At 73.4% G+C, this 22680-nt stretch carries 27 protein-coding genes; 8 read left to right on the top strand and 19 right to left on the bottom strand.

Annotation, left to right across the window (positions count from 1 at the left end):
- Positions 1-9: 9 nt before the first annotated feature.
- Genes SHK17_RS05775 through moeZ form a run of 8 tightly spaced genes read right to left on the bottom strand, consistent with a single transcriptional unit; the run spans position 10 to position 6304 of the window.
- Positions 10-696 (bottom strand): lysophospholipid acyltransferase family protein, encoded by a 687-nt coding sequence (locus SHK17_RS05775; protein ID WP_322921411.1) that lies wholly within the window; start codon positions 694-696, stop codon positions 10-12.
- Between the two features lie 5 nt (positions 697-701).
- Positions 702-1034 carry an MGMT family protein gene (locus tag SHK17_RS05770; protein WP_322921410.1) on the bottom strand — a complete coding sequence of 111 codons (333 nt, stop codon included), beginning with the start codon at positions 1032-1034 and terminating at the stop codon, positions 702-704.
- On the bottom strand, positions 1031-1573 hold the full coding sequence (locus tag SHK17_RS05765; protein ID WP_172270492.1) for a hypothetical protein: 543 nt from the start codon (positions 1571-1573) through the stop codon (positions 1031-1033). The genes SHK17_RS05770 and SHK17_RS05765 overlap by 4 nt, the downstream gene beginning before the upstream one ends.
- The gene (locus tag SHK17_RS05760; protein ID WP_172270491.1) at positions 1570-2844 is read right to left on the bottom strand and encodes a DUF58 domain-containing protein; all 1275 of its coding nucleotides are present in this window, start codon (positions 2842-2844) and stop codon (positions 1570-1572) included. The genes SHK17_RS05765 and SHK17_RS05760 overlap by 4 nt, the downstream gene beginning before the upstream one ends.
- A complete protein-coding gene (locus SHK17_RS05755) occupies positions 2841-3818 on the bottom strand; it encodes an AAA family ATPase (protein ID WP_172270490.1) in 978 nt (325 codons plus the stop codon). Before SHK17_RS05755 ends, SHK17_RS05760 begins: the two co-directional genes overlap by 4 nt.
- Positions 3811-4248: a hypothetical protein gene (locus SHK17_RS05750; RefSeq protein WP_172270489.1), complete on the bottom strand. Its 438-nt coding sequence runs from the start codon at positions 4246-4248 to the stop codon at positions 3811-3813. The genes SHK17_RS05755 and SHK17_RS05750 overlap by 8 nt, the downstream gene beginning before the upstream one ends.
- On the bottom strand, positions 4245-5033 hold the full coding sequence (locus SHK17_RS05745) for a DUF4129 domain-containing protein (protein ID WP_322921409.1): 789 nt from the start codon (positions 5031-5033) through the stop codon (positions 4245-4247). Before SHK17_RS05745 ends, SHK17_RS05750 begins: the two co-directional genes overlap by 4 nt.
- Positions 5034-5089: 56 nt before the next feature.
- Positions 5090-6304, bottom strand: coding sequence for an adenylyltransferase/sulfurtransferase MoeZ (gene moeZ / locus SHK17_RS05740; RefSeq protein WP_322424705.1), 1215 nt, complete (start codon positions 6302-6304; stop codon positions 5090-5092).
- 296 nt (positions 6305-6600) lie between these two features.
- Between moeZ and SHK17_RS05735 the strand changes: the two genes are divergently transcribed.
- From SHK17_RS05735 to SHK17_RS05725, 3 genes are all read left to right on the top strand, one after another.
- Positions 6601-7188 carry a TetR/AcrR family transcriptional regulator gene (locus SHK17_RS05735; RefSeq protein WP_172271692.1) on the top strand — a complete coding sequence of 196 codons (588 nt, stop codon included), beginning with the start codon at positions 6601-6603 and terminating at the stop codon, positions 7186-7188.
- Between the two features lie 104 nt (positions 7189-7292).
- On the top strand, positions 7293-7511 hold the full coding sequence (locus tag SHK17_RS05730; RefSeq protein ID WP_172270486.1) for a DUF3107 family protein: 219 nt from the start codon (positions 7293-7295) through the stop codon (positions 7509-7511).
- 142 nt (positions 7512-7653) lie between these two features.
- Entirely contained in the window at positions 7654-7938 is a 285-nt protein-coding gene (locus tag SHK17_RS05725) for a GlsB/YeaQ/YmgE family stress response membrane protein (protein ID WP_172270484.1), read from the top strand.
- Between the two features lie 89 nt (positions 7939-8027).
- Here SHK17_RS05725 and SHK17_RS05720 read toward each other — a convergent pair whose 3' ends face one another.
- Positions 8028-8702, bottom strand: coding sequence for a ferritin-like fold-containing protein (locus SHK17_RS05720; protein ID WP_172270482.1), 675 nt, complete (start codon positions 8700-8702; stop codon positions 8028-8030).
- A gap of 144 nt (positions 8703-8846) precedes the next feature.
- On the opposite strand from SHK17_RS05720, the gene SHK17_RS05715 reads away from it, so the two are divergent.
- On the top strand, positions 8847-10280 hold the full coding sequence (locus tag SHK17_RS05715; protein WP_322424706.1) for a DEAD/DEAH box helicase: 1434 nt from the start codon (positions 8847-8849) through the stop codon (positions 10278-10280).
- A 25-nt stretch (positions 10281-10305) separates the two neighbouring features.
- Here SHK17_RS05715 and SHK17_RS05710 read toward each other — a convergent pair whose 3' ends face one another.
- Positions 10306-11169, bottom strand: coding sequence for a ParA family protein (locus SHK17_RS05710; RefSeq protein WP_322921408.1), 864 nt, complete (start codon positions 11167-11169; stop codon positions 10306-10308).
- A 60-nt stretch (positions 11170-11229) separates the two neighbouring features.
- On the opposite strand from SHK17_RS05710, the gene SHK17_RS05705 reads away from it, so the two are divergent.
- A complete protein-coding gene (locus SHK17_RS05705; protein WP_322921407.1) occupies positions 11230-11982 on the top strand; it encodes an SDR family NAD(P)-dependent oxidoreductase in 753 nt (250 codons plus the stop codon).
- Between the two features lie 4 nt (positions 11983-11986).
- On the opposite strand, the gene SHK17_RS05700 is transcribed toward SHK17_RS05705, so the two are convergent.
- Positions 11987-13345: a hypothetical protein gene (locus tag SHK17_RS05700; RefSeq protein WP_322921406.1), complete on the bottom strand. Its 1359-nt coding sequence runs from the start codon at positions 13343-13345 to the stop codon at positions 11987-11989.
- 111 nt (positions 13346-13456) lie between these two features.
- On the opposite strand from SHK17_RS05700, the gene SHK17_RS05695 reads away from it, so the two are divergent.
- Positions 13457-14128, top strand: coding sequence for an MOSC domain-containing protein (locus SHK17_RS05695; RefSeq protein ID WP_322921405.1), 672 nt, complete (start codon positions 13457-13459; stop codon positions 14126-14128).
- Positions 14129-14223: 95 nt separating this feature from the next.
- Here SHK17_RS05695 and SHK17_RS05690 read toward each other — a convergent pair whose 3' ends face one another.
- The 3 genes from SHK17_RS05690 to SHK17_RS05680 are packed head-to-tail and all read right to left on the bottom strand — an operon-like array spanning position 14224 to position 16168.
- Positions 14224-14760, bottom strand: coding sequence for a P-loop NTPase family protein (locus SHK17_RS05690; protein WP_322921404.1), 537 nt, complete (start codon positions 14758-14760; stop codon positions 14224-14226).
- Positions 14757-15611: a PHP domain-containing protein gene (locus SHK17_RS05685; protein WP_322921403.1), complete on the bottom strand. Its 855-nt coding sequence runs from the start codon at positions 15609-15611 to the stop codon at positions 14757-14759. Before SHK17_RS05685 ends, SHK17_RS05690 begins: the two co-directional genes overlap by 4 nt.
- Entirely contained in the window at positions 15599-16168 is a 570-nt protein-coding gene (locus SHK17_RS05680; RefSeq protein WP_322424712.1) for a histidine phosphatase family protein, read from the bottom strand. Before SHK17_RS05680 ends, SHK17_RS05685 begins: the two co-directional genes overlap by 13 nt.
- A 48-nt stretch (positions 16169-16216) precedes the next feature.
- Between SHK17_RS05680 and SHK17_RS05675 the strand changes: the two genes are divergently transcribed.
- Entirely contained in the window at positions 16217-17401 is a 1185-nt protein-coding gene (locus tag SHK17_RS05675; RefSeq protein WP_322921402.1) for an MFS transporter, read from the top strand.
- Between the two features lie 13 nt (positions 17402-17414).
- Here the strand turns inward: SHK17_RS05675 and SHK17_RS05670 are convergent, their stop codons facing one another.
- Both SHK17_RS05670 and SHK17_RS05665 read right to left on the bottom strand, forming a co-directional pair.
- A complete protein-coding gene (locus SHK17_RS05670; RefSeq protein WP_172270471.1) occupies positions 17415-17600 on the bottom strand; it encodes a DUF5302 domain-containing protein in 186 nt (61 codons plus the stop codon).
- A 95-nt stretch (positions 17601-17695) separates the two neighbouring features.
- Complete coding sequence (locus SHK17_RS05665) at positions 17696-18517, bottom strand: class I SAM-dependent methyltransferase (RefSeq protein WP_322921401.1); 822 nt, start codon at positions 18515-18517, stop codon at positions 17696-17698.
- Between the two features lie 35 nt (positions 18518-18552).
- Here SHK17_RS05665 and SHK17_RS05660 point away from each other — a divergent pair, with 35 nt between their 5' ends.
- Positions 18553-19647 carry a hypothetical protein gene (locus SHK17_RS05660; RefSeq protein WP_322921400.1) on the top strand — a complete coding sequence of 365 codons (1095 nt, stop codon included), beginning with the start codon at positions 18553-18555 and terminating at the stop codon, positions 19645-19647.
- Between the two features lie 7 nt (positions 19648-19654).
- Here the strand turns inward: SHK17_RS05660 and SHK17_RS05655 are convergent, their stop codons facing one another.
- Genes SHK17_RS05655 through SHK17_RS05645 form a run of 3 tightly spaced genes read right to left on the bottom strand, consistent with a single transcriptional unit; the run spans position 19655 to position 22658 of the window.
- Complete coding sequence (locus tag SHK17_RS05655; RefSeq protein ID WP_322921399.1) at positions 19655-20701, bottom strand: MaoC family dehydratase; 1047 nt, start codon at positions 20699-20701, stop codon at positions 19655-19657.
- 57 nt (positions 20702-20758) lie between these two features.
- Complete coding sequence (locus SHK17_RS05650; protein WP_322921398.1) at positions 20759-21625, bottom strand: DUF1707 SHOCT-like domain-containing protein; 867 nt, start codon at positions 21623-21625, stop codon at positions 20759-20761.
- A 25-nt stretch (positions 21626-21650) separates the two neighbouring features.
- The gene (locus tag SHK17_RS05645) at positions 21651-22658 is read right to left on the bottom strand and encodes a sugar phosphate isomerase/epimerase family protein (protein WP_172270466.1); all 1008 of its coding nucleotides are present in this window, start codon (positions 22656-22658) and stop codon (positions 21651-21653) included.
- Between the last annotated feature and the right edge of the window lie 22 nt (positions 22659-22680).

Genomic DNA, 22680 nt, shown 5'->3' with positions numbered 1-22680 from the left:
GGTCGGGCCCTAGGACGGGTCCTGCGCCTCGGCCGGACGCTCGTTGTAGACGCCGGCGGGCTCCTGACCGGTCAGGTCGCCGATGGCGCCCATGATCCGGTCGGTGAGGTCGCGGCGCGCGCGACCGGTCGGCACGCCGTCGTACTCGCTCCCGACCGTGATGGGCGCGCCGAGCCGCACGGTGACCTCCACCTTGCCCAGCCGGGGCCGGTTGGTCCCGACGGGCTGGATGTCCTCGGTGCCGCTCAGCCCGACCGGCACGACCGGGCAGCCTGCGGTCAGGGCCAGGTGGGCCACGCCCGTGCGGCCCCGGTAGAGCCGGCCGTCGCGGGAGCGGGTGCCCTCGGGGTAGATGCCGAAGGCCTCGCCGCGCCGCAGCACCTCCAGCGCGGTGTCGAGGCTGGCGATCGCCGCCTTGGTGTCGTCGCGGTCGACGGGCAGCATGCCCAGCCCCTCGAACCACACCCGCGTCAGCGTGCCCTTGACGCCAGTGCCGGTGAAGTAGTCGGACTTCGCCAGGAACACCACCTTGCGGGGCACCACGACGGGGATCACCACGCTGTCGAAGAAGGACAGGTGGTTGCTGGCCACGATCACCGGGCCGGTCGAGGGCATGTGGTGCAGCCCCTCGACCGTCGGGCGCCACACGGCGCGCGCCACCGGGGGGATGACTCCGTGCGCGACCGTGTAGAGCATGCGGGTCATTGTGCCCCGAGGCTCGGCCCGGCGAACGCGCGTCCCAGGTCGACCGCGCCGCTCGCCCGCAGCGGCGTGCCCTCCTCGAGGTAGGCCTGGCGCGCCTCCTCGTCGTGCGAGGGCGGCAGCGAGCCGTCGGCCCGCACCACGCGCCACCACGGCACTCCCCCGCCGTGGCGGGCCAGCACCGACCCGACCAGCCGGGGACCGCCGCGACCCAGCCGCTCGCCCACCACGTCGGCGATCGCCCCGTACGTCGTCGCGCGCCCGCGCGGCACCGACTGGGCGCACCGCAGCACCAGCTCGGCGTAGAGCTCGCGCTCCTCCTCGGTCGTCACTCGGGCTCCGGCTGGGTGAAGCGGGCCGTGACCGCGAGCAGGACAGCCGTCGCGACGGCCGCCGCGGTCCACAGCCACGGGGGCGCCAGGTCGGCGTCGAGCCCGCGCACGGCGAGCCACGTGACGGGCATCGGCACCAGCGCGAGGAGCGCGCGCCGCGTCCACAGCCGGGCGAGGCCGGCGTCGACCGGCAACGTGACCGGTCCGTGCGCGAGCACGGTCGCGACGACGTGGGCCGCGACGAGGAGGACCGCCACCACGAGGACGCGCCAGTCCACCACCCCGTGCGCCGCCCACCAGCCGGCGACGAGGAGCAGCGCGACCGCTCCCGCGACGTGGTCGGGGGTGCCCGCCCACCGGGCCGAGCACGCGACGACCAGGGCGACCACGACCAGGTTCGGCACCTCCGGCAGTGCCACCGCCAGGGCCGCGCAGGGCAGGAGGAACAGGACCGTGCGCAGCGCCAGTCCCGACCGGGCGGCGCCGGGCGGGAGGATCCTCGCGACGATCCCGTCCGCGGTGCTCTGCTCGGTGCTCACCGCGACCGGACCTTCGGCACCTGGGCGCGCCGCGCCAGCTGGTGCAGGACGGTGTCGAGGGTCCCCGGCCCGCGCCACGGGACGACCGGGCACCCGAGCGCCGCGAGCTGGCGCAGCCGGTCGTCGCGCTCGATCTTCTGCATCCGGGCGGCCAGGCTGGGCAGGGCGAGGCGGTCCTGCCCCGTCGTCCGGTCGCCCAGCGTGTCGATGACGACCACGGACGCACCGCGGCGCTGCAGCCCCGCGGTCGCCGTCACGAGCGGGGTGAACAGCATCGGCGACAGGACGTGGACGACGCTGCCGGCTCCCGCACCGAGGTCGAGCCGGGACGGCGGCTTGCTGCGCGCGTCGGTGCGGATCCGGGCCAGTGTGCCCTCGAGCCGGTGCAGGTGCCGCGGGCCGGAGCCGAGGGGCACCCGCGCGCGGTCGGAGGACACGACGAGCAGGCCGACGCGGTCGCCGGTGCGGATGTGGTGCTCGGCCAGCGCGGCGGCCGCGCGCACCGTGAGGTCGAGCGAGCTCGCCTCCCCGTCGATGCCGCCCGAGGCGCCGATGTCGCGCAGCCCGTCGACGACCAGCCACACGCCGGCGTCCTGCTCGGCGCGGGTGGTGATGACGTGGAGCTCGCCGGTGCGCAGGGACACCGGCCACGTGATCCGCTTGAGCCGGTCACCGGCGGCGAACTGCCGGATGCCCTCGAACTCGGTGCCGCTGCCGAGGCGGCGGGAACGGTGCCGGCCGACGAGGCCGTCGGGCTGCGGCACCTCCGCGCGGCTGTCGTACGGCGCGGTCTGCGGCAGCACGAACAGCCCGTGCTCGGGCAGGTCGGTCGGACCCCAGCGCCAGCCGGCCCACGGGCCCGTCAGCGCCACCCGCTCGGCGCCGATGACGCGGCGACCCCACCGGCGCGGGCTGAGCTCGACCACGGGGAGGCCGTCGGCCACGAGGGCCCCGGAGGCGCCGTACGTCGGCCGGGTGGCCACGTGCGGCGCCGGGGCGGCGACCCGGGTGACGTGCTCCACGCCGGTGAGGTCGTCGACCACCAGCCGTGACGCGGTGCCCTGGCCCTCGTGGAGCCGGTGGTGGTCGATCTCGCTGGCGACCCGGGGCAGGTGCCGGGGGCGGCCGAGCACGCCCGCCGCGGCCAGGACCACGAACGGGGCGGCCAGCACCACCAGCACGTCCAGGCCGGCCACGACGCCACCGGCGAGGCCGCCGAGGGCGAGCAGGCACGACCGGACGAGCGACGGCGTCGGCCGCCAGGGCGTCACCGCGGCGACTCCAGCGTGCGGGGCGTCGCGACGGTGCCGAGCACCGAGTCGACCACCCGGGCGCCCGAGGCCTGGGTCATCCAGAGCTCCGGCTTGACCGTGATCCGGTGCGACAGCACCGCCCGAGCGACCACCTTGACGTCCTCGGGGACCACGAAGTCCCGACCCCGGATCGCCGCCCAGGCGCGGGCGGTGAGGACCAGGCCGAGGCTGCCGCGCGGCGAGGCCCCGGTGAGCACGTCGGCGTGCACGCGGGTCGCCGCGACCAGGTCGACGCAGTAGCGCGCCACGGACTCGTCGACCGAGACCCGCTCGACGGCGGCCTGCACGGCCGCGAGCCCGGCGGCGTCGGTCACCTGCGCGATGTCGACCTCCTCGCGCTGGCGGTCGAGGCGACGGCGCAGCACGTCGTACTCCTCGCCGGCGCTGGGGTAGCCGAAGCCGACGCGGAGCAGGAAGCGGTCGAGCTGGGCCTCCGGGAGCGGGTAGGTGCCCTCGTACTCCACGGGGTTGGCGGTGGCAAGGACGTGGAACGGGCTGGGCAGCCGGTGGGTCTGGCCCTCGACGGTGACCTGTCCCTCCTGCATCGCCTCCAGGAGGGCGGCCTGGGTCTTGGGCGGCGTTCGGTTGATCTCGTCGGCCAGCAGCAGGCCGGCGAAGACCGGGCCCGGCCGGAAGTCGAACTCGGCGCGGCGCTGGTCGTAGACGTAGGAGCCGGTCAGGTCGGCCGGCAGCAGGTCGGGGGTGAACTGGGCCCGCGCGAACTGCAGGCCCAGGGCGCCGGCCAGCGAGCGCGCCGCGAGCGTCTTGCCGAGCCCCGGGAAGTCCTCGAGCAGCACGTGGCCCTTGGCGAGCACGCCGGCGAGCACCAGCGTCAGCGCCTCCCGCTTGCCGACGACGGCGCGGCCGACCTCGTCCAGGACGCGCTCGGCGAACGGCGCGACGGCCGACGGGTGGACGGGTGCCTCAGTCACGGGCTTCCTCGATTCGGGTCAGGATCCGGTCGATCTCCGCCGGCGACAGCCGACGGTCGGGCTCGAGCTCGGCGTGCAGCGCGTCACCGAGGTCGGGGTCGCGGCCCCGGGCCAGGGCCACGAGCCGGTCGCGCAGCGCCTCCGAGGGCGCCCGCGCCTGCTGGTGGCTGGTGAGCACGCGGAGGTCCGAGGTGGCCTCGTCGGCGCGGTCGCCGGTGCGCGGGATCACCGAGACCCACTGCGCCGTCTCGGCGTCGGCGGTGTCGAGGACCAGCCACGCCAGGGCGAGGACGACGACCGACATCACGACGTACGGCACCGGCTGCGGGTCGAAGCGCAGCAGGAACGCGTAGCCGTAGCCCACCGCCGCGACCACGGCGCCGGTGAGCAGCCGGCCGCGCCACCGGCGCGACGGGGCGGGCAGCCTCATGTGCGCACCTCCAGGCTGCGCCGGATCGTGGCCAGCGCCTCGAGGGCACGGCTGCGGTGGTCCTCGGTGATCGGGTGCTGGGAGAAGCGGGCCTCCCGGTAGAGGTCGGCCAGCCGGGTGACCGCCCCCGAGTCGGCGGAGACCAGGTCGAGGATGCGGAGGGCGTACTCCGAGGACGTCTCCCACGACCTGCGCCCCACACCAGCGGACGCGCCCTGCACCTCGAAGCGCAGCCACGCCGCGACGATCGCGTTGCGGGGGTCACCCGTGCCGAGCACCGCGTCCTGCTCGGCGGCGTCCTCGGTGATCGCCTCCACCAGCCGGTCGGGCTCGTCGAGCGTGGTGAACTCGACGGCCTCGCGGCGCTCGCGCCGGCGCGGGCCCGACCGGTCCCGGGCGAGGCGGACGACGAGGACCGCGGCGGCGAGCACCCCCGCCAGCACGGCGAGCAGGAAGACCCAGGCGAGCACCTGCAGCCAGAGCGGTGCGTCGGACCGCGGCGGCGGGTCCGAGCGGTCCTCGCCCCCGGCGGGCTGCTCGCACAGCGGCAGGCCGCGGGGGTTGTCGGGCACCTCCTCGGTGGTCGTCCCGTCGGCCCCGGTCACCACCTCGAGGGGCAGGCAGGTCCGCGTCTGGGTCGGCGCGGGCCGGTCGATCCGGCCGGGACCCGTGAAGACCTCGTCGGGCCCGATGAGCGTGGCCCATGCGACCAACACCATGAACAGGCTCGTCGCAGTCACCAGCAGCACCGCGCGCGCTGCCGGGAGGTCTCGCAACGCACGCATGGCGCGACCCTAGGTGAGCGGGTCGCGCCGTGCGAGTGGTGCAGGCGAGTGGTGCGTCAGTACGTCGGCTGGCTGGGGTCGATCTGGCTGACCCAGGCCACGACGCCGCCGCCCACGTGCACCGCGTCGGCGTAGCCCGCGCCCTTGACGATCGCCAGGGTCTCCGCGGAGCGCACGCCCGACTTGCAGTGCATGACGATCTGCTTGTCGCTGGGCAGCTGGGTGAGCGCGTTGCCGTTGAGGAACTCGCCCTTGGGGATCAGGACCGCGCCGGGGATGTGGTTGATCTCGGCCTCGTTGGGCTCGCGGACGTCGACGAGGAGGAAGTCGCGCTCGCCGTTCTCGCGCTCCTTGAGCATGTGCTCGAGCTGGACGACGGAGATCGTCGACCCGGCGGCGGCCTCGGCGGCCTCGTCGGACACCGCGCCGCAGAAGGCGTCGTAGTCGATGAGCTCGGTGACGGTCGGGTTCTCGCCGCACAGCGCGCAGCTCGGGTCCTTGCGCACCTTGAGCTTGCGGTACTCCATCTCCAGCGCGTCGTAGATCATCAGCTTGCCGGCGATCGGCTCACCGATGCCGGTGATGAGCTTGATGGCCTCGTTGACCTGGATGGAGCCGATCGAGGCGCACAGCACGCCCAGCACGCCACCCTCGGCACAGCTGGGGACCATGCCCGGCGGCGGCGGCTCGGGGTAGAGGCAGCGGTAGCAGGGCAGGTCCTCACCGAGCATCGGCGCGAAGACCGACGCCTGGCCGTCGAAGCGGTAGATCGAGCCCCAGACGTAGGGGATCCCGAGGAAGTACGCCGCGTCGTTGACCATGTAGCGCGTGGCGAAGTTGTCGGTGCCGTCGACGATGAGGTCGTAGCCGCGGAACACGTCGAGCACGTTGTCGTTGTCGAGCCGGTCGGGGTGCAGCACGACCTCGACGTAGGGGTTGATCTCGGCGATCGACTCCTTGGCCGACTGGCCCTTGGGCTTGTCGATGTCACTGACGCCGTGGATCACCTGGCGCTGCAGGTTGGACTCGTCGACCGTGTCGAACTCGGCGATCCCGAGGGTGCCCACGCCGGCCGCGGCGAGGTAGAGCAGCGCCGGCGAGCCGAGGCCGCCGGCCCCGATGACCAGCACCTTGGCGTTCTTGAGCCGCTTCTGCCCGGCCATCCCGACGTCGGGGATGATCAGGTGGCGGCTGTAGCGACGGACCTCGTCGATGGTGAGCTCGGCGGCCGGCTCGACGAGCGGCGCCAGTCGAGGCGAGGACTGCGACACGGTGACTCCTTCGGGGGACGGGCAGGTCCCGGCACAACCTGCGGGACCGCCTCCATGTTCCCGCCGCCGCCCCGGCCCGCCGTACGACGTCCCGGCATCCGGACCCGGTGCCGGGCGCGAGCGTCGCCGTGCACCGCGTCGCTCGGCGCAGACCCGGCTGCCGATAGGCTCCCCCCACCTTCCCCGAACCACCCCCACCCGACTCCGAGCAACGTCAGCAGCACCAGGAGCACCACGTGAGCGCAGGCAGGCCCGACACGACGTCCGAGACCGCGCCGCGCCCGCGCGGCGGCCGGATGCCGCGCCGCGAGCGTCGCGCCCAGCTCCTCGAGTCCGCGCTCGAGGTCTTCGTGGCCCAGGGCTACCACGCCGCCGCGATGGACGACATCGCCGAGCGCGCCGGGGTCTCCAAGCCGGTGCTCTACCAGCACTTCCCCGGCAAGCTCGACCTCTACCTCGCGCTGCTCGACAGCTCCTGCGACATGATCATCGACAACTGTCGCGAGGCGCTGGCCTCCACCTCGGACAACAAGGACCGCGTCGCCGCGACGATGCGGGTCTTCTACAGCTACGTCGCCTCGGAGGAGGGTGCGTTCCGCCTCGTCTTCGAGTCCGACCTCACCAGCGAGCCCGACGTGCGCGAGCGGGTCGACCGGGTCACCACCGAGTGCGCGTCGATGATCGCCGACGTGATCCGCACCGACACCGGCCTCCCCGACGAGGCGTCCGAGCTGCTCGCGGTGTCGCTGGTGGGAATGGCGCAGGTCTCCGCGCGGTTCTGGCTCGCGGGCGGTGGCGAGATCACCCAGGACGACGCGGCCGCCCTGATCGCCGGCCTGGCCTGGCGCGGCATCCGGGGCTACCCGAGGACCGACGACCACTGAGCAGGTCGCGACCACCGACCCGGCACACTCGGGTCACACCCCCGAACGACAATCCCGCACGACATCCCTGGCGGAGACCAGGACGACAGCTGAAGGAGCACCACGTGGAGGTCAAGATCGGCGTGCAGAACGCCCAGCGCGAGCTGGTGCTCGACACCGAGAGCACGCCCGAGGACATCGAGACCCACTTCGCGGAGGCCCTGTCCTCCGGCGGCCTGCTGCGGCTCGCCGACACCAAGGGCCGCGCCGTGGTCGTGCCCGCGGACAAGATCGCCTACGTCGAGCTCGGCTCGCCGACCACGAGCACCGTCGGCTTCCGCTGAGGCCCCACCCGGGGTGAAGCGCTTCATCCCTACGGGGGGACGGGACGATTAGTCCTTCCCACACGGGGAACAGGGTGAAGAGCCGGCACACGATGCCGGCACTCCAGTCACGAGCTCGTGACAAAAGAAAGGGTGATCCATCATGGTCGTAGATCTCATCGTCCTCATCGTCATCGGAGCGATCATCGGGCTGCTCGGCAAGCTGGTCGCCCCGGGCGACAAGGACAACATCCCCATCTGGCTCACGATCCTGTGCGGCATCGGTGGCGTGCTGCTCGGCTACTGGATCTACTCGCTGTTCGGTGGCGACGGCTCCGGTGGCATCGACTGGGTCCGCTGGATCGTCGCGGTCGTGACGGCAGCCGTCCTCGTGGTCATCGCCTCGACGGTGACCGGACGCAACAGCGGCAGCCGCACGCGGGTCTGACCCCGGTCTGATCCCGCGGCACGTCCGCACGGCTCACCACGAAGGGCCCCGCACCGACCGGTGCGGGGCCCTTCGTCCGTGCGGGCGGCTCAGGCCTCGAGGCCGAGCTCGGCCATCCGATCGGTGTGCAGCTCGGTGAGCCGCGTGAACATGCGCCCGAGCGCGGCCAGGTCGAGGCCCGGGCGGTCCACTCCCCCGACCAGCAGCGCGGTGAGGGCGTCGCGGTCGCCGGCCACGCGCTGGGCCTGGGTGAGCGCCTCACCCATCAGCCGCCGGCCCCACAGCGCCAGTCGGCCGCCGAGCCGGTGGTCCTCGGCGATGCCGGCGCGGACCCGCTCGACGATGAAGGCCGTCTGGCCGGTGTCCTCCAGCGAGCTGATGATGACCTCGCGCGTCTCGGCGTCGAGGTAGGCCGCGATCTCGCGGTAGAAGTCGGCGGCGAGGCCGTCGCCGACGTAGGCCTTGATGAGCCCCTCGTAGTAGTCCGAGGGCGCGGTGTGGGCGTGGAAGCTGTCGAAGCTCGTGCGGAAGACCTGCATCGCCTCCGCCGGGTCGGCGCCGAGCTCCGCGAGCCGGCCGACCAGCTTCTGCAGGTGCCCGAACTCGGCGGTGGCCATTGCGCCGATGGCGATCTTGTCGTCGATGCCGGGCGCCATCTTGGCGTCCTCGACGAGCCGCTCGAAGGCTGACAGCTCGCCGTAGGCGATCGCTCCGAGGAGGTCGATCGCGGCCAGGCGGTAGTCCTCGTCGGGCGATTCAGTCATGCGCGCAGCGTAGCGATAGCATGATGTCGACCGAGCCGCCGACAACGTGTCCGGTGGCCGCCTGTATGTGCGCGGTCGGCGATCCTCATCGGAGTGGGCTGACCGCAAACGCGTGGGACGACCCGACTCTGAAAGCGACACTTCGTGACCACCTTCCGTGAACTGGGCGTGCTGCCCAAGATCTGCGACGCGCTCGACCGCGCCGGCATCACCACCCCCTTCGCCATCCAGGAGATGACCCTCTCGGTCGCGCTCCTGGGCACCGACCTCATCGGCCAGGCCCGCACGGGCACCGGCAAGACGCTGGCCTTCGGCATCCCGGTGCTGCAGCGCTCCGTGGCCCCCAGCGACCCGGCCTACGCCGACATGCCGCAGGGCAAGCCGCAGGCGCTCATCGTCGCCCCGACCCGCGAGCTGGCGCTCCAGGTCTCCAACGACCTGCACCTCGCGAGCAAGGACCTCGGCCTGAGGGTCCTCACGGTCTACGGCGGCGTCGGCTACGACACCCAGCTCGAGACCCTCGAGTCCGGCGTCGACATCGTCGTCGGCACCCCGGGTCGCCTCATCGACCTGGCCAACCGCCGGGCCCTCGACCTCTCGCACGTGCACGCGCTCGTGCTCGACGAGGCCGACGAGATGCTCGACCTCGGCTTCCTGCCCGACGTCATCACGCTGCTCTCCAAGACGCCCGAGACCCGCCAGACGATGCTCTTCTCGGCCACGATGCCGGCCGCCATCGTCGCGCTGGCCCGCACCCACATGCGCCACCCGATGAACATCCGCGCCGAGTCGTCCTACGACACGACCATGGTCCCGGCCACGGCGCAGTTCATCTACCAGGCCCACGACCTCGACAAGCCCGAGATCATCGGCCGGGTCCTGCAGGCCGAGGACGCGGAGAAGATGATCGTCTTCACCCGCACCAAGCGTCAGGCGCAGCGCATCGCCGAGGACCTGCAGGAGCGCGGCTTCAACGCCTCCCCCCTCCACGGCGACATGGCGCAGGTCGCCCGCGAGAAGGCGCTCGCCCGCTTCCGCGAGGACAAGATCCAGGTCCTCGTCTGCACCGACGTCGCCGCCCGCGGCATCGACGTGCGCGGCGTCTCGCACGTCATCAACTACACGTGCCCCGAGGACGACAAGGCCTACGTCCACCGCATCGGCCGCACCGGTCGCGCGGGTGCCACCGGCACCGCGATCACCTTCGTGGACTGGGCCGACCTGCACCGCTGGAAGATGATCAACAAGACGCTCGACCTGCCCTTCGACGAGCCGCAGGAGACCTACTCGACCTCCGAGCACCTCTTCCACGACCAGGGCATCCCGGCCGGCACCAAGGGCCGCATCGTCGACCCTGCGCCGGTCGAGAAGAAGGAGCGGGCTCCCCGCGAGCGTCGCTCCGGCGAGGGCCAGCGCTCCGGCGGCCGTTCCGAGGGCCAGCGCTCGGGTCAGCGCTCCGGCGAGGGGTCGGGCGCGACCTCCGGCTCGGGCGAGTCCTCCGGTGACGCCCCGCGCCGCCGCAACCGCAGCCGTCGCCGCACCCGCGGCGGCAGCAGCGTGGAGACGCCGAACGCCTGATCCACCGGCTCGACGGAGGAGGCCCTCAGCGCTCGCGCGCGGGGGCCTTCTTCCGCGTCCGGGCCGGTGCGGCCTTCGGCCGGGCGGCGCGGGCGACCAGGTTCTCGGCGACCTGCCGGTAGGCGGCGGCGCCCTTGCTGCTGCGGCTGGTGGCCAGGATGGACCGTCCGGCTGCCGGCGCCTCGGCGAACTTGATCGTCTTGGGGATCGGCGGCTCGACGACCTCGAGGTCGTAGGTCTCGCTGATGGTCTCCAGCACGGTGCGGGCGTGGTTGGTGCGGCCGTCGTAGAGCGTCGGCAGCACGCCCCACACCTCGAGGCCGCGGTTGGTGAAGCGGCGTACGTCGTGCACGGTGTCGAGCAGCTGGCCGACCCCGCGGTGCGAGAGCGTCTCGCACTGCAGCGGCACCAGCACGCCGTCGGCGGCGGTGAGCGCGGCGACCGTGAGCACGCCGAGCGACGGCGGGCAGTCCAGCAGGACCCAGTCGTACGGTCCCTCGTCGGAGTCGGCGAGGTCCTCGGCCAGCTGCTCGAGCGCGCCCTTGATGACGTGCTCGCGCCCGGTGCGGGTGAGCAGGTCGGCCTCGGCGCGGGCCAGCTCGATGGTCGCCGGCAGGACGTCGACGCCGTCCTCGGTCGCGAGGACCACCTCGGCCGGGTCCACGCCCTGGGTGAGCACGTGGTGCACCGACGTCTCGAGGTCCTCCGGGTCGATGCCCAGGGAGAAGGTGAGGCACGCCTGCGGGTCGAGGTCGACCAGCAGCACGCGGTGGCCCAGCTCGGCCAGGGCGGCACCGATCGAGGCGACGGACGTCGTCTTGGCGACGCCGCCCTTCTGGTTGGCGACGGCCAGCGTCACGGGGCCTGCGGCCCGGCTCTCGGTGCTCATTGCCCGCAATTGTGCAGGACGGGGTCGCGGGCGAGAGCCGCGTACTGAAATGCTGGCGCCATGAGCACCTCACTGATCACCGGCGCGACCGCCGGCATCGGCCACGAGTACGCCGTCCAGCTCGCCGCGCGCGGCGACGACCTCGTCCTCGTGGCGCGCGACTCCGCCCGTCTCGAGCAGGTGGCCGACGAGCTGCGCCGCGCCCACCAGGTGGAGGTCGAGGTGCTCGTCGCCGACCTCGTCGACCGCGACGACCTGGCCCGCGTCGAGGCCCGCCTCGCCGACCGCGACCGCCCCGTCGACCTGCTGGTCAACAACGCCGGCTTCGGCCTCAAGCAGCGCTTCCTCGACAACACCGCCGACGAGGAGACCGCGATGCTCGAGGTGCTGGTCACCGCCGTGCTGCGGCTGAGCCACGCCGCGCTCCGCCCGATGGCCGAGCGGGGCCACGGCGGGATCATCAACGTCTCCAGCGTCGCCGCGTTCCTCCCCCGCGGCACCTACTCCGCCGCCAAGGCCTGGGTCAACAGCTTCAGCGAGTGGGCGCACCTGGAGTACGGGTCCCGCGGGGTCAGGGTCATGGCGCTGTGCCCCGGCTTCACCAAGACCGAGTTCCACCAGCGGATGGACGTCAAGCGCGGCGAGGGCTTCATGTGGCTCGACGTCGACTTCCTCGTGCGCACCTCGCTCGAGGACTTCGACAAGGGCCGGGCGTACTCGATCCCGGGCGCGCAGTACAAGACGATCGTCGCGCTCACACGCGCCATCCCCAACCGGGTGCTGCGGCTGACGCAGTCGGTCGGGCGTCGCTGAGGGCTCAGGGCAGGGTGCTGTAGCTCGTCTCGAGCGTCGGGAACTCCGAGCCGACCATGCCCCCGAGCGTGATGCTGGCGGTCCGCGCGCTCGCCACCGAGGTGACGATCGTGTCGGCCGGACGCGCCCACGTCGCCGGCACCCGGTCGGTCAGGCGCCCGTCGCGCGCGACCCGGAACGACTCGCCCGCCACCGTCCACGAGCTGTCCTCGCGGGGGTGCCGGACGTACGCGAGGGCGCCGCGGCCGTTCGCGCTGACCGAGACGTCCATGGCCCGACCGAAGATCGCACCGTCGGTCAGGGTCGTGCGCCAGCGGAGGTCCGTCACGGACGGTCTCGGGCGCTTCGGGGCCCACGTCGCCAGCCACGGCTTGGCGGTCCCCCGGCGGTCGACGGCGTGCCACGACGCGACGGCGACACCCGCTCGCGTGGTGGCCGCCGAGCCGGTGAGGACCCAGCGGCTCCAGCGGGACGCCGAGGACGATCGCGGGTCGCCCGGCCGGCCCGACAGGACGACGACCCGGTCGTCGAGGCCGTCGAGCTCGCCCGTCGACCGGGACCGGACGATCGTCGCGGTGAACCGACGCCCGACGAGGTCCACCGCCAGCGGGTCGATGCCGCCGTCGGGGTGGCTGCGGTCGAGCCGTCGCGTCCAGGTGCCCGCCGCGTCGTCGTACGTCTCGACGACGAGCCGGCCACCGAACCAGTAGCCGGGCTCGTCCTCGAAGCCGGCACCGCGCACGGCGACCACGTTGCCGGAGTCGCTGATCGCGGCGACGATGTCGTCCCCGGTCAGGCCGAGCTCGTCACGGGTGAGGTCCCGCCAGCCGAGGTCGGGGTGGTAGCTCGTCACGTGGTGCGGCTCGCCGTACTCGCTGTTGGTCGCGAAGGCGACGTACTGGCCCCCCGCCGAGTAGTCGAGCGACCCGAGCTCGGCCTCCGGCTCGACGCGCGTCACCCAGCCGTCGTCCTGGGTCCACACCAGCTCGACCAGGGTGGCGGGCGGGTCGTCCTCGCCGGTCTTCGTCCGGCACTCCACGGCGACCGCGAAGCTGCCCCGCGCGGTGACGGCCTCGGCCGGGCGGCAGCTCTTGGCGCGCTCGACGGACGCCACCAGGGTCGGAGGCAGCAGGGTGCCGTCGGCGGTGCGGCGCTGGTCGAAGATGGTCGCGTCGTCGGGTCCGCCGACGCTGAGGAGCGCGGTCGTCCCGTCCTCCAGCGCCACGGCGACGGTGGCACCCCCCGCGTCCTGCAGCGGGCGCCAGGCGTCCTCCACCGCGGCGACCGCACCGGGCGACGGCGTGACGAGGGAGGCAGCGACGCCGACAAGGGCAGGAGCGGAGAGCAGGCGGAGCAGGTGCACGGGAACCCCCGAGGCAGGTGAGCTCCTAGGGTAGGCGCACGCCGGCATCCGTCCGGGTGTGGTGGGGTACGGCTCGGCGCAGGCGTGCCGCACGCCGGGCAAGGGGGGACCGTGATCCGCGAGGACGTCGTGCCGCACGTCGCGTCAGTCAACGTCGGCCTGCCGCGGCCGGCGCCCTGGGCCGGGCTCGGCGCCACCGGGATGGACAAGGCGCCGGCCACCGGCGCCGTGCCGGTCACCAGCAGCGGGCTGCGCGGCGACGGAGTGTTCGACACGGCGAACCACGGCGGCCCCGACCGCGCCGTGTCGGCGTACGCGCGCGAGGACCTCGACCACTGGGCGGCCCAGCTGGGCAGGAGCATCGGCGACGGGCAGTTCAGCGAGAACCTCACCACCGTCGGGATCGACCAGGGCCAGTGCCTGCTCGGGGAGCGCTGGCGGATCGGTGACGTCGTCCTGGAGGTGGCATCGGTCCGGACGCCGTGCAACGACTTCAAGACGTGGATGCAGCGCACGGGCTACGACCCCAGCGCGTGGGTCAAGCGGTTCACGAGGGAGGGACGGCCCGGCGTCTACCTCCGCGTCCTCCAGGAAGGACTGCTGCGCGCCGGCGACACCGTGGCCGTGGTCGAGCGGCCCGACCACGGCATCACCGTGGCGACGCTGTTCCGCGCCCTGACCGTGGAGCCGGCCCTCCTTCCCTCGCTGCTCGCGGTCGACGGTCTTGCCGGGCACCTGCAGGAGCGCATCGACGCCTACATGCGCCCGCGGGCAAGGCGCTGACCCGTCGTGCCGTGGCGGACGTGTGGCAGCCCACCTGACGTCATGCGCACGGGGCAACGGCCTGCCCCGTCCGCATGACGTCCGGGCGCGACGCCTCAGCCCGGGCCCAGCCCCTCCATCCACGCCGCCAGCTCGCGCGGGTGCGAGAACAGCAGCACCTCCGGACCCTTCGGGTCCGCGGCCCACGCGCGCATGCGGGCCCGTTTGCGGGCGAAGGACCGGAAGTGCCAGAGGAGGATGGAGTCGCTGCTGACCATGTTGCGCCAGCTCTCCACGTTGCCGTTGCAGCGCAGCTCCTTGGTGACCGCGCCCGAGACGGTGCGGCGCACCAGCCGGGCGAAGGACAGCCACCGGGGGTAGTCGAGGCCGACGACGAGCTGGGCGTGCGGCAGGACGAGGTCGAGCCAGGCGCCGTACGCCGAGTCGAGCACCCACCGGTCCTCGGAGACGATCGCGCCGATCAGCTCCCGCTGCACCGCCTCCTCGACCGGCACCCAGCCGGGCAGCCAGGTCAGCTCGTCGACGAGGGTGGCCGGCAGCCCGGTCCGCGCACCGATGGCGAGGGCGGCCGTGCTCTTGCCGCTGCCGGTGACGCCGTAGACGAGGACCCGGTCGGGCAGGGGGCCGTTCACGTGCGGGAGGCGACCAGGGACATCAGCCGCTCGTACTGCTCCGGGTCGGTCGTGTTGACCCCGAGGTCGTGGTCGACCTTGCCGAGCCCGTGGTGGTCGCTGCTGCCGGTGACGACGAGGTCGAGGTCGCGCGCGATGCCGCGCAGCTCGGCGCGCGTGGCGGCGTCGTGGTCCTGGTGGTCCACCTCGATCCCGGCGAGCCCGAGGTCCTTGAGGAGGGCGAAGTCATCAACGTCGAGGACGGAGCGCCCGCTCCTCCCCCACGGGTGGGCGATCACCGTCACTCCGCCCGCGGCGGTGATGATCGGCACCATCTCCTCCAGCGGCGCGGCGTAGCGGTTGGCGTAGCCGGGCCGGCCCGGGTTGAGGAACTCGTCGAAGGCCTGCGTGCGGTCGGTCGCGACGCCGAGCCGCACGAGGGCGTCGGCCACGTGCGGCCGGCCGGCCGCCACGGACCCGCCCGCCTCGCGGCGTACGTCCTCCTCGGTGATGCCGATCCCGTGCCGGCGCAGCGCGTCGACGATGGCCGGCGTCCGCGCCGTGCGCCCGGCCAGGATCCGGTCGAGCGCGGCGACGAGCGGCGGATGGGCCGGGTCGGGGAGGTAGCCGAGCAGGTGCACGCCGCGGTGGTGGTAGGCGGTGCTGACCTCGAGACCGGGCACCAGCGTGATGCCGACCTCGTCGGCGGCCTGCTGCGCCTCCGCCCAGCCCGACATCGCGTCGTGGTCGGTGAGCGCGACGACGTCGAGCCCGGCGGCCCTCGCCTCCCGGACGAGGTCGCCGGGGGTGTCGGTGCCGTCGCTGGCCCGGGAGTGCGTGTGGAGGTCGATCCGCACGGTCAGCTGTTCCACTTCAGCAGCGCCGGGTGCTCGCGCTCGAACCCGAGGACCGAGATGGTGGAGGTGTCGAGCTTGAAGAAGCGCCCCTCGTCGGCCGGCTGCTCGAGCCAGCGCGCGGTCAGCACCCGCAGCGAGTGGCCGTGGGCGAAGACCAGGCTGCGCCCGTGCCGCCGGGTCCGCTCCACGACGCGGTCGAGGCGGGCGGACACCTCGTCGGCGCTCTCGCCGCCCGGGCTCGGGTGCGTCCACACCGTCCAGCCCGGCACCGTCTCGCGGATCTCCGCGGTCGTGACGCCCTCGTAGTCGCCGTAGCCCCACTCGACGAGGTCCTCGTCGACCTGCGCCTCGGGGAAGCCGGCCAGCTCGGCCGTACGACGGGCGCGCCGGCGCGGGCTCGTCAGGACGAGGTCGAACTCCACCTCGGCCAGCCGGGTCGCCAGCGAGACGGCGGCCTGCTCCCCCACGTCGGTGAGCGGCAGGTCGGTGGTCGAGGTGTGCCTGCCGTCGCGGCTCCACTCGGTCTCGCCGTGGCGGACGACCCAGAGCTCGGCTCCCTCGGCTGACGACATGCCGCGAGTCTGCCACGCGCGGGAGGTCGGCCTGCCACCATGCTCGCCATGACTGCAGACCTGCGGCGGGCCCGCCTGGCGATCTCCGCGGCGTTCCTGGTGCAGGGCCTGGTCTTCATCAGCCTCACCACCCGGCTGCCGCGCATCCAGGACCGGTGGGACCTCGGCGAGCTGGCCCTGTCCGGGGTGCTGCTGATGATGGTGCTCCTGGCGGGGGTCGGCTCGCTGGTGGCCGAGCGGCTGGCCCCGCGCCTCGACAGCGCGACCGTGCTGCGCGCCGGTCTGCTCGCCCTCGCCGCGGGCGTCGCGGTGGCCGTGCTCGCCCCCTCGACCGTCGTCTTCGTGCTAGGGCTGGCGACGTACGGCGTCGGGCTGGGCCTGGTGGACGCCACCGGCAACATGCAGGCCGTGGCGCTCGAGCACCGGCTCGGCCGGGTGGTGCTGCCGTCCTGCCACGGCGCCTGGACCCTCGGCGGGGTCATCGGTGCGCTGATCACCCTCGGCACGGGCGACGTGCCGTGGTCGGCCGTCGCGCTGCTGGCGGCGCTGCCCGTCCTGGCCTCCGCTGCCCCCTACCTCGCCCGGGACCACGGCGAGGCGGCCACGTCGACCCAGACCGACGTCCCCTGGCGGGCGATCGTGATGGTCGGGTTGGCGCTGGTGGCGTTCTACACCGTCGACACGGCCGCCGCCACGTGGGGACCGGTCTACCTGGACGACGAGTTCGGCGCACCCGAGGACCTCGTCGCGCTCGCCACGCTGCCCTACCTGGTCGCGAGCGGCCTGGTGCGGCTGGTCGGCGACCGGCTCACCGAGGAGGTCGGCGCCGTGCGGCTGCTGCGCGCGGGCGCCGCCATCGCGTTCGTCGCCCTCGTCGTGGTCGTCGCCGCCCCGTCGTGGCCGGTGGCCGTCGTCGGATTCACGCTGCTCGGCTGCGGCGTCGCGGTCGTGGCGCCGCTGAGCTTCTCCGCGGCCGCCGCGCTAGCCGGGCGCGACGCGGACCCGGCGACCCGGCAGGCCCGGGTGGACGCCGTCGTGGCGCGGTTCAACCAGTTCAACTACGCCGGGGCGCTGCTCGGGGCGGTGATGACGGGCGCGGTCGGCGCCGGCTCCCTGCGGGTGGGGTTCGCGGTGCCGCTGGTCATGGTCGTGGCCCTGTTCTGGCTGGCGAGGGCGTTCGCGCCGGCGGACGAGAACCCCGCGGGGTCGTCCGCCGGCGCGTCGCGGTCCTAGGTCGGAGCGGGTCTCAGACCCCGCCGCCCCCGGCCTTGCGGCGGTGCATCGGCTTCGCGACGTTCTTGTCGCTGACCTCCGAGCCGTGCGCCTTCTCGCGCGAGCCGGCGCTGTCGTCGGGGTGGTGGTGCCCCTTCTTGCGATCGAGGGCCTCCCGCATCTTCGCCTTGATGTCTGCGTTGGGGTCCTGGTCAGGCATGGGTCCTCCTGGATCAAAGGGGTCGCGTGCGGCCTCGTGGTGCGGACTGCCACCCTGCCAAAGACGTCGACCCCGGTCGAGCGGTTAAGCCGACCTCATCGGCGATCGGGCGCCCGCAGCACGTCGATGCGGCCGGCGAGCTTAACCATCATCCGGTAGACGTGCCACCGGCAGTCGCCGAGCATCACGTCGTACGCCGCGTCGCCGAACTCGGCGCGGTAGCGGTCGGGCGCGCGGAGCAGCCGAGCCAGGTGCAGCAGCGCCCGCGCGGCGCGGCCGTCCTGCTCCTGCGACCACTCCCCCCACTCGCCGGCCAGGTCGATCGTGTCCACGACCTCGAGCCCCGAGCCGGCGATCGCCGCGTCGAGCACGCGCCAGTCCGCCGAGCCGGGCACCACCCCCATCACCTCGAAGAGCCAGTCGGCCTCCTCGGGGGCGAGCAGGTCGGTGGCGACCGCCTGGTAGCCGACGACGTGGCCACCGGGGCGCAGCACCCGGGCGAACTCGTCGTACGCCTCGGCGGGGTCGTCGACGTGGACCATCACGTCGCGGCACCACACCAGGTCCTGGGAGGAGTCCGGCACGGGGATCCGCGTCGCCGACCCGCGCTCGAAGGAGACGCGCGCCGCGATGTCGGGCACCTCGTCGCGGCGGGCCTCGCGGGCCAGGTCGAGGTGGCGCTGGACGGGGTCGATGCCCAGCACCCGGAAGCCGAAGTGGGTGGCGAGGCGGAACGCGTGACCGCCCTCGCCGCAGCCGACGTCGACCGCCCGGCTGTCCGGCTGCAGGTCCAGCTCGCGCACCATCTGCAGCAGCACCGACGGCCCGCGCGGGTCCAGGCTCTCGTCGAGGCGCTCCCCGAACGCGGCCTCCGCCCGGGGGTAGGTGTCGTAGAAGAAGTCGCGATCCCAGGCCACGGGGCGAGTCTGCCGCACCCAGTAGGGTCACCGGCATGGCCCGCCGTGCGTTCCTCCACGTCGGCACCGCGAAGTCCGGGACCACCTACCTGCACGACCTGTGGTGGCAGCACCGCGAGACGCTGCGGCACCGCGGGCTGCTCCTCCCGGGCGCGGTGATGCGCGACCACTTCGTCGCGGCCGCCGTCGTCAAGGGCATGGACGCGCTCGTCAGCCGCCTCGACGAGGAGCAGCTGCGGACCTGGGACCGGCTCCTCGAGCGGTCCGGTGAGTGGAGCGACGACGTGCTGATCAGCCACGAGCACTTCTCCGACTCCCCTCCCGAGGCCGCTGCCGGCGCGCTCGACCGGCTCGCCGCCGTCGCCGACGAGGTGCACCTCGTGCTGACCGTGCGCGACCTCGGCCGGGTGCTCCCGTCGGCCTGGCAGCAGCGCGTCAAGCAGGGGGCGCGCCAGCCCTTCGGCAGGTTCCTCGGCTCCGCCCGTCGCGGCGACGGCGAGCAGAAGTTCTGGCGCTACCAGGACGTCCCGGCCATCCTCGACCGCTGGACCGTGGGCCTGCCCGACGAGCGCGTCCACCTGGTCACGGTCCCCCCGTCCGGCGCGCCCCGCGACGAGCTGTGGCGTCGCGCCGGCACGGTGCTCGGCGTGGAGGTCACCGGCCTCGACACCGTCCCGCGCCTCCCCAACGACTCGATCGGCATCGTCGAGGCCGAGCTGCTGCGGCGGGTCAACGACCGCTTCCCGCGCGAGCGCCGCTCGCTCGACGTGACGCGCTACCGCAAGGGCGCCTTCACCCGCGACGTGCTCGCTGGCAGCGCACCCGCGGAGCCCTTCGTCCTCCCCGCGAAGCACCACGAGTGGGTGCGCGAGCGCGCGGAGGCCATGGTCGCCACGCTCGGCGAGCGGTCCTACGACGTCGTCGGCGACCTGGACGACCTCCTGCCCGCCGCCCCGCTCGCGGGGCGCACGCCCGAGGAGGCCGACGACGCCGAGCTGCTCGACGCCGCGACCGTGGTCCTCGACCGGCTGGGCGTGGCTCCGCCCGAGGCGCTCGACGACGCGCTCGAGCTCATCGCCGCCGAGCTGCTGGCCCGCACCGTGCCCGACCCGGAGCCCTCGCGCAGCTGATCGAGGGTCAGCGCGGGATGAACGCCCAGTAGTCCAGGTCGAGCAGGACGCCGTCGGCGTGCCTGCCGTCCTCGCCGCGCAGGGTCATCGACTCGTCGCGGCCCCGGGTGGCCACGAGGCGGAGCCGCAGCGCACCCACGCCGGGAGCGTCGACGGGTGCCTTCTCGAGGACCTCGGACCAGGCGTAGACCGTGTCGCCGGCGAAGGCTGGCGCGACGTGCGCGCCGGCGTTGATCGCGGCGACGAGCTGGGCGTTGGCGAGGCCGTTGAACGACAGGGCGCGCGCGAGGGAGATGACGTGCCCGCCGTAGACCAGCCGCCGGCCGTCGGGGCGGGCGTCGGTGCTGAAGTGGACCTTCGCGGTGTTCTGCCACAGCCGGGTGGCCATCATGTGCTCGGCGTCGGTGAGGCTCACGCCGTCGACGTGGTCGATCCGCTCCCCCACCTCGTAGTCGTCGAACAGGTGCGCGCCGCCGGCGGCAGCGACGTCGTACGACGTCAGGTCGAGGCCCGCCGGGACGACGAGGTCCTCGGGACGGACGACGTCCGCGAGGGCGGGCACGACGGTCTCCGGCGCCGGCGCGTCGGCCGACCGCTTGTGCACCATCACCCAGCGGGCCCAGTCGACGACGACCTCGCCGCGCTGGTTGGTCGCCGTGGACCGCACCCACACGACGCCCGTCCTCCCGTTCGAGTTCTGCTTGAGGCCGATGACCTCCGAGCGCGTCCGCAGCGTGTCGCCCGGCACGACCGGGGCGTGGAAGCGGCACTCGGCGTAGCCGAGGTTGGCGACGGCGTTGAGCGAGACGTCGGGGACCGTCTTGCCGAAGGCGACGTGGAAGCCGACCAGCTCCTCGACCGGGTGGGGCACGAGCCCGACCGACGCGGCGAACTCCGCCGACGACGCGATCGCGAAGCGGGTCGGGTAGATCGCGCCGTAGAGCGCCCGGTCGCCCTCGGTGACGGTGCGCGGGGTGGCGTGGTCGATGACCTGGCCGACGGCGAAGTCCTCGAAGAAACGGCCGGGGTCGGTCTTCGCTGCGTGTGCGGTCATGGCGGACATGGTGCCGCAACCCGCGACGGACGGACGGCTGGCGTCACGTGGGATCGGTCACCCGCCGTAGGGGTAGGCGCGGACGACGTCGCCGGCCAGCGTGGTCCTGAGGTAGCCGCTCTCGTCGAAGCGGTTGGCGACGTAGATGTTGACCGACGGTCTCGCCTCCATCCACGAGTTGACCAGCACGTGCGTGAGCTCGCCGCGCGGCACGTCGAGCGTCTTCTGGGCGGTGTCGATGTTGGCGAAGAGGCGGCGCACGTCGAGAGCGCCGAGGTCGACGACCGGGCTCCCGTCGCGCACGGCCGACGCGTCCGACTGCCGGCTCCAGGCGCCGTCGAAGGACCAGCGCTCGTAGCGGGGCCGCGCGCCCCGCACCGGCACGAAGGCCCAGGCGTGCTCGGGGTAGAGGCCGGTCTCGAAGGCGTCGAGCGTGTCGAACTCCGCCTCGTAGTCGCGCAGGAAGCCGCGCACCCCGGCCGGGGTCAGCTCGAACGATGGGGGCCCCGGCTGCCCGACCGCCGGGTCCCGCCCGGGCACGGCCGGTGCCGGGTCGACCACGGTCGACGTCGTGGCGTCCGGGCCACCGCTCACCGCGAACATCGCCAGGGCCACCACCCCGGTGACCCCCACCGCGACCAGCACGACGAACACGACCAGCCCGACCAGCACCCCACGCGCGCCGGACGAGGGTCGGGACAGCGCCCGGACCGGCGTCCGGCTCGGGGCTGCCGGAGGGACGTGGCCCTCCGGCAGCTGCAGGTCGCGCGTCAGCGTCTGGAGCTCGTCGAGCGTCTCGGCCGTCAGGGCCCGGCTCACCCGCAGGTCGCGGTCCTCGGCGCCGAGCTGGCCGTCGACGTACGCCGCCTCGATCAGCTCGACGAACCGGTCGCGGTCCGCGTCCTTCGCCCGGAAGCCCCTCATGCGCGGAGTCTAGGGGCGATCAGCCCTACGACTGCGTGCTGAAGGCCGCGTCGAAGGCCGCCGTGGGGGCGTCGAAGGCCAGGCGGCGCACGAACTCGAGCGCCTCGGGCGCTCCGACCAGGCGGTCCATCCCGGCGTCCTCCCACTCCACGGAGATGGGCCCGTCGTAGCCGATCGTGTTGAGCATCCGGAAGCACTGCTCCCAGGGGACGTCACCGTGGCCCGTCGAGACGAAGTCCCAGCCGCGTCGCGGGTCGGCCCACGCCAGGTGGGAGCCCATGCGCCCGTTGCGGCCGTTGCCGACCTGCTTCTTCGCGTCCTTGCAGTCCACGTGGTAGATCCGGTCCTTGAAGTCCCAGAGGAACCCGACCGGGTCGAGGTCCTGCCACACGAAGTGGCTGGGGTCCCAGTTGAGGCCGAACGCCTCGCGGTGCCCGATGGCCTCCATGGCGGCGACGGTCGTCCAGTAGTCGTAGGCGATCTCGGAGGGGTGCACCTCGTGCGCGAAGCGCACGCCCTCGCTGTCGAAGACGTCGAGGATCGGGTTCCAGCGGTCGGCGAAGTCCTGGTAGCCGGCGTCGACCAGGGCCTGCGAGGCCGGCGGGAACATCGCGACGTACTTCCAGATGGAGGAGCCGGTGAAGCCGACGACCACGTCGACGCCGAGCTTGCGCGCGGCCCGGGCGGTCATCTTCATCTCCTCGGCGGCGCGCTGGCGCACGCCCTCGGCGTCGCCGTCGCCCCAGATCCGGTCGGGCAGGATGTCGCGGTGGCGCGCGTCGATCGGGTCGTCACAGACGGCCTGGCCCTTGAGGTGGTTGCTGATGGCGAACACCTGCAGGCCGTGCTTCTCCAGCATCTCGCGCTTCGCCGGGACGTAGCCGTCGTCCTCGACCGCGGCCCAGGGGTCGAAGTGGTCGCCCCAGCAGGCGATCTCGAGGCCGTCGTAGCCCCAGCCCGAGGCCAGCTTGCAGACCTCCTCGAACGGCAGGTCGGCCCACTGGCCGGTGAACAGGGTGATGGGTCGGGTCATCGGTCGCTCCTTGGTCGTCGTC

The organism is Nocardioides renjunii (assembly GCF_034661175.1).
GTDB lineage: Bacteria > Actinomycetota > Actinomycetes > Propionibacteriales > Nocardioidaceae > Nocardioides > Nocardioides renjunii.
The sequence above is the reverse complement of the archived record's forward strand: the minus strand, read 5'-3'. Positions and strand labels throughout refer to the sequence as shown.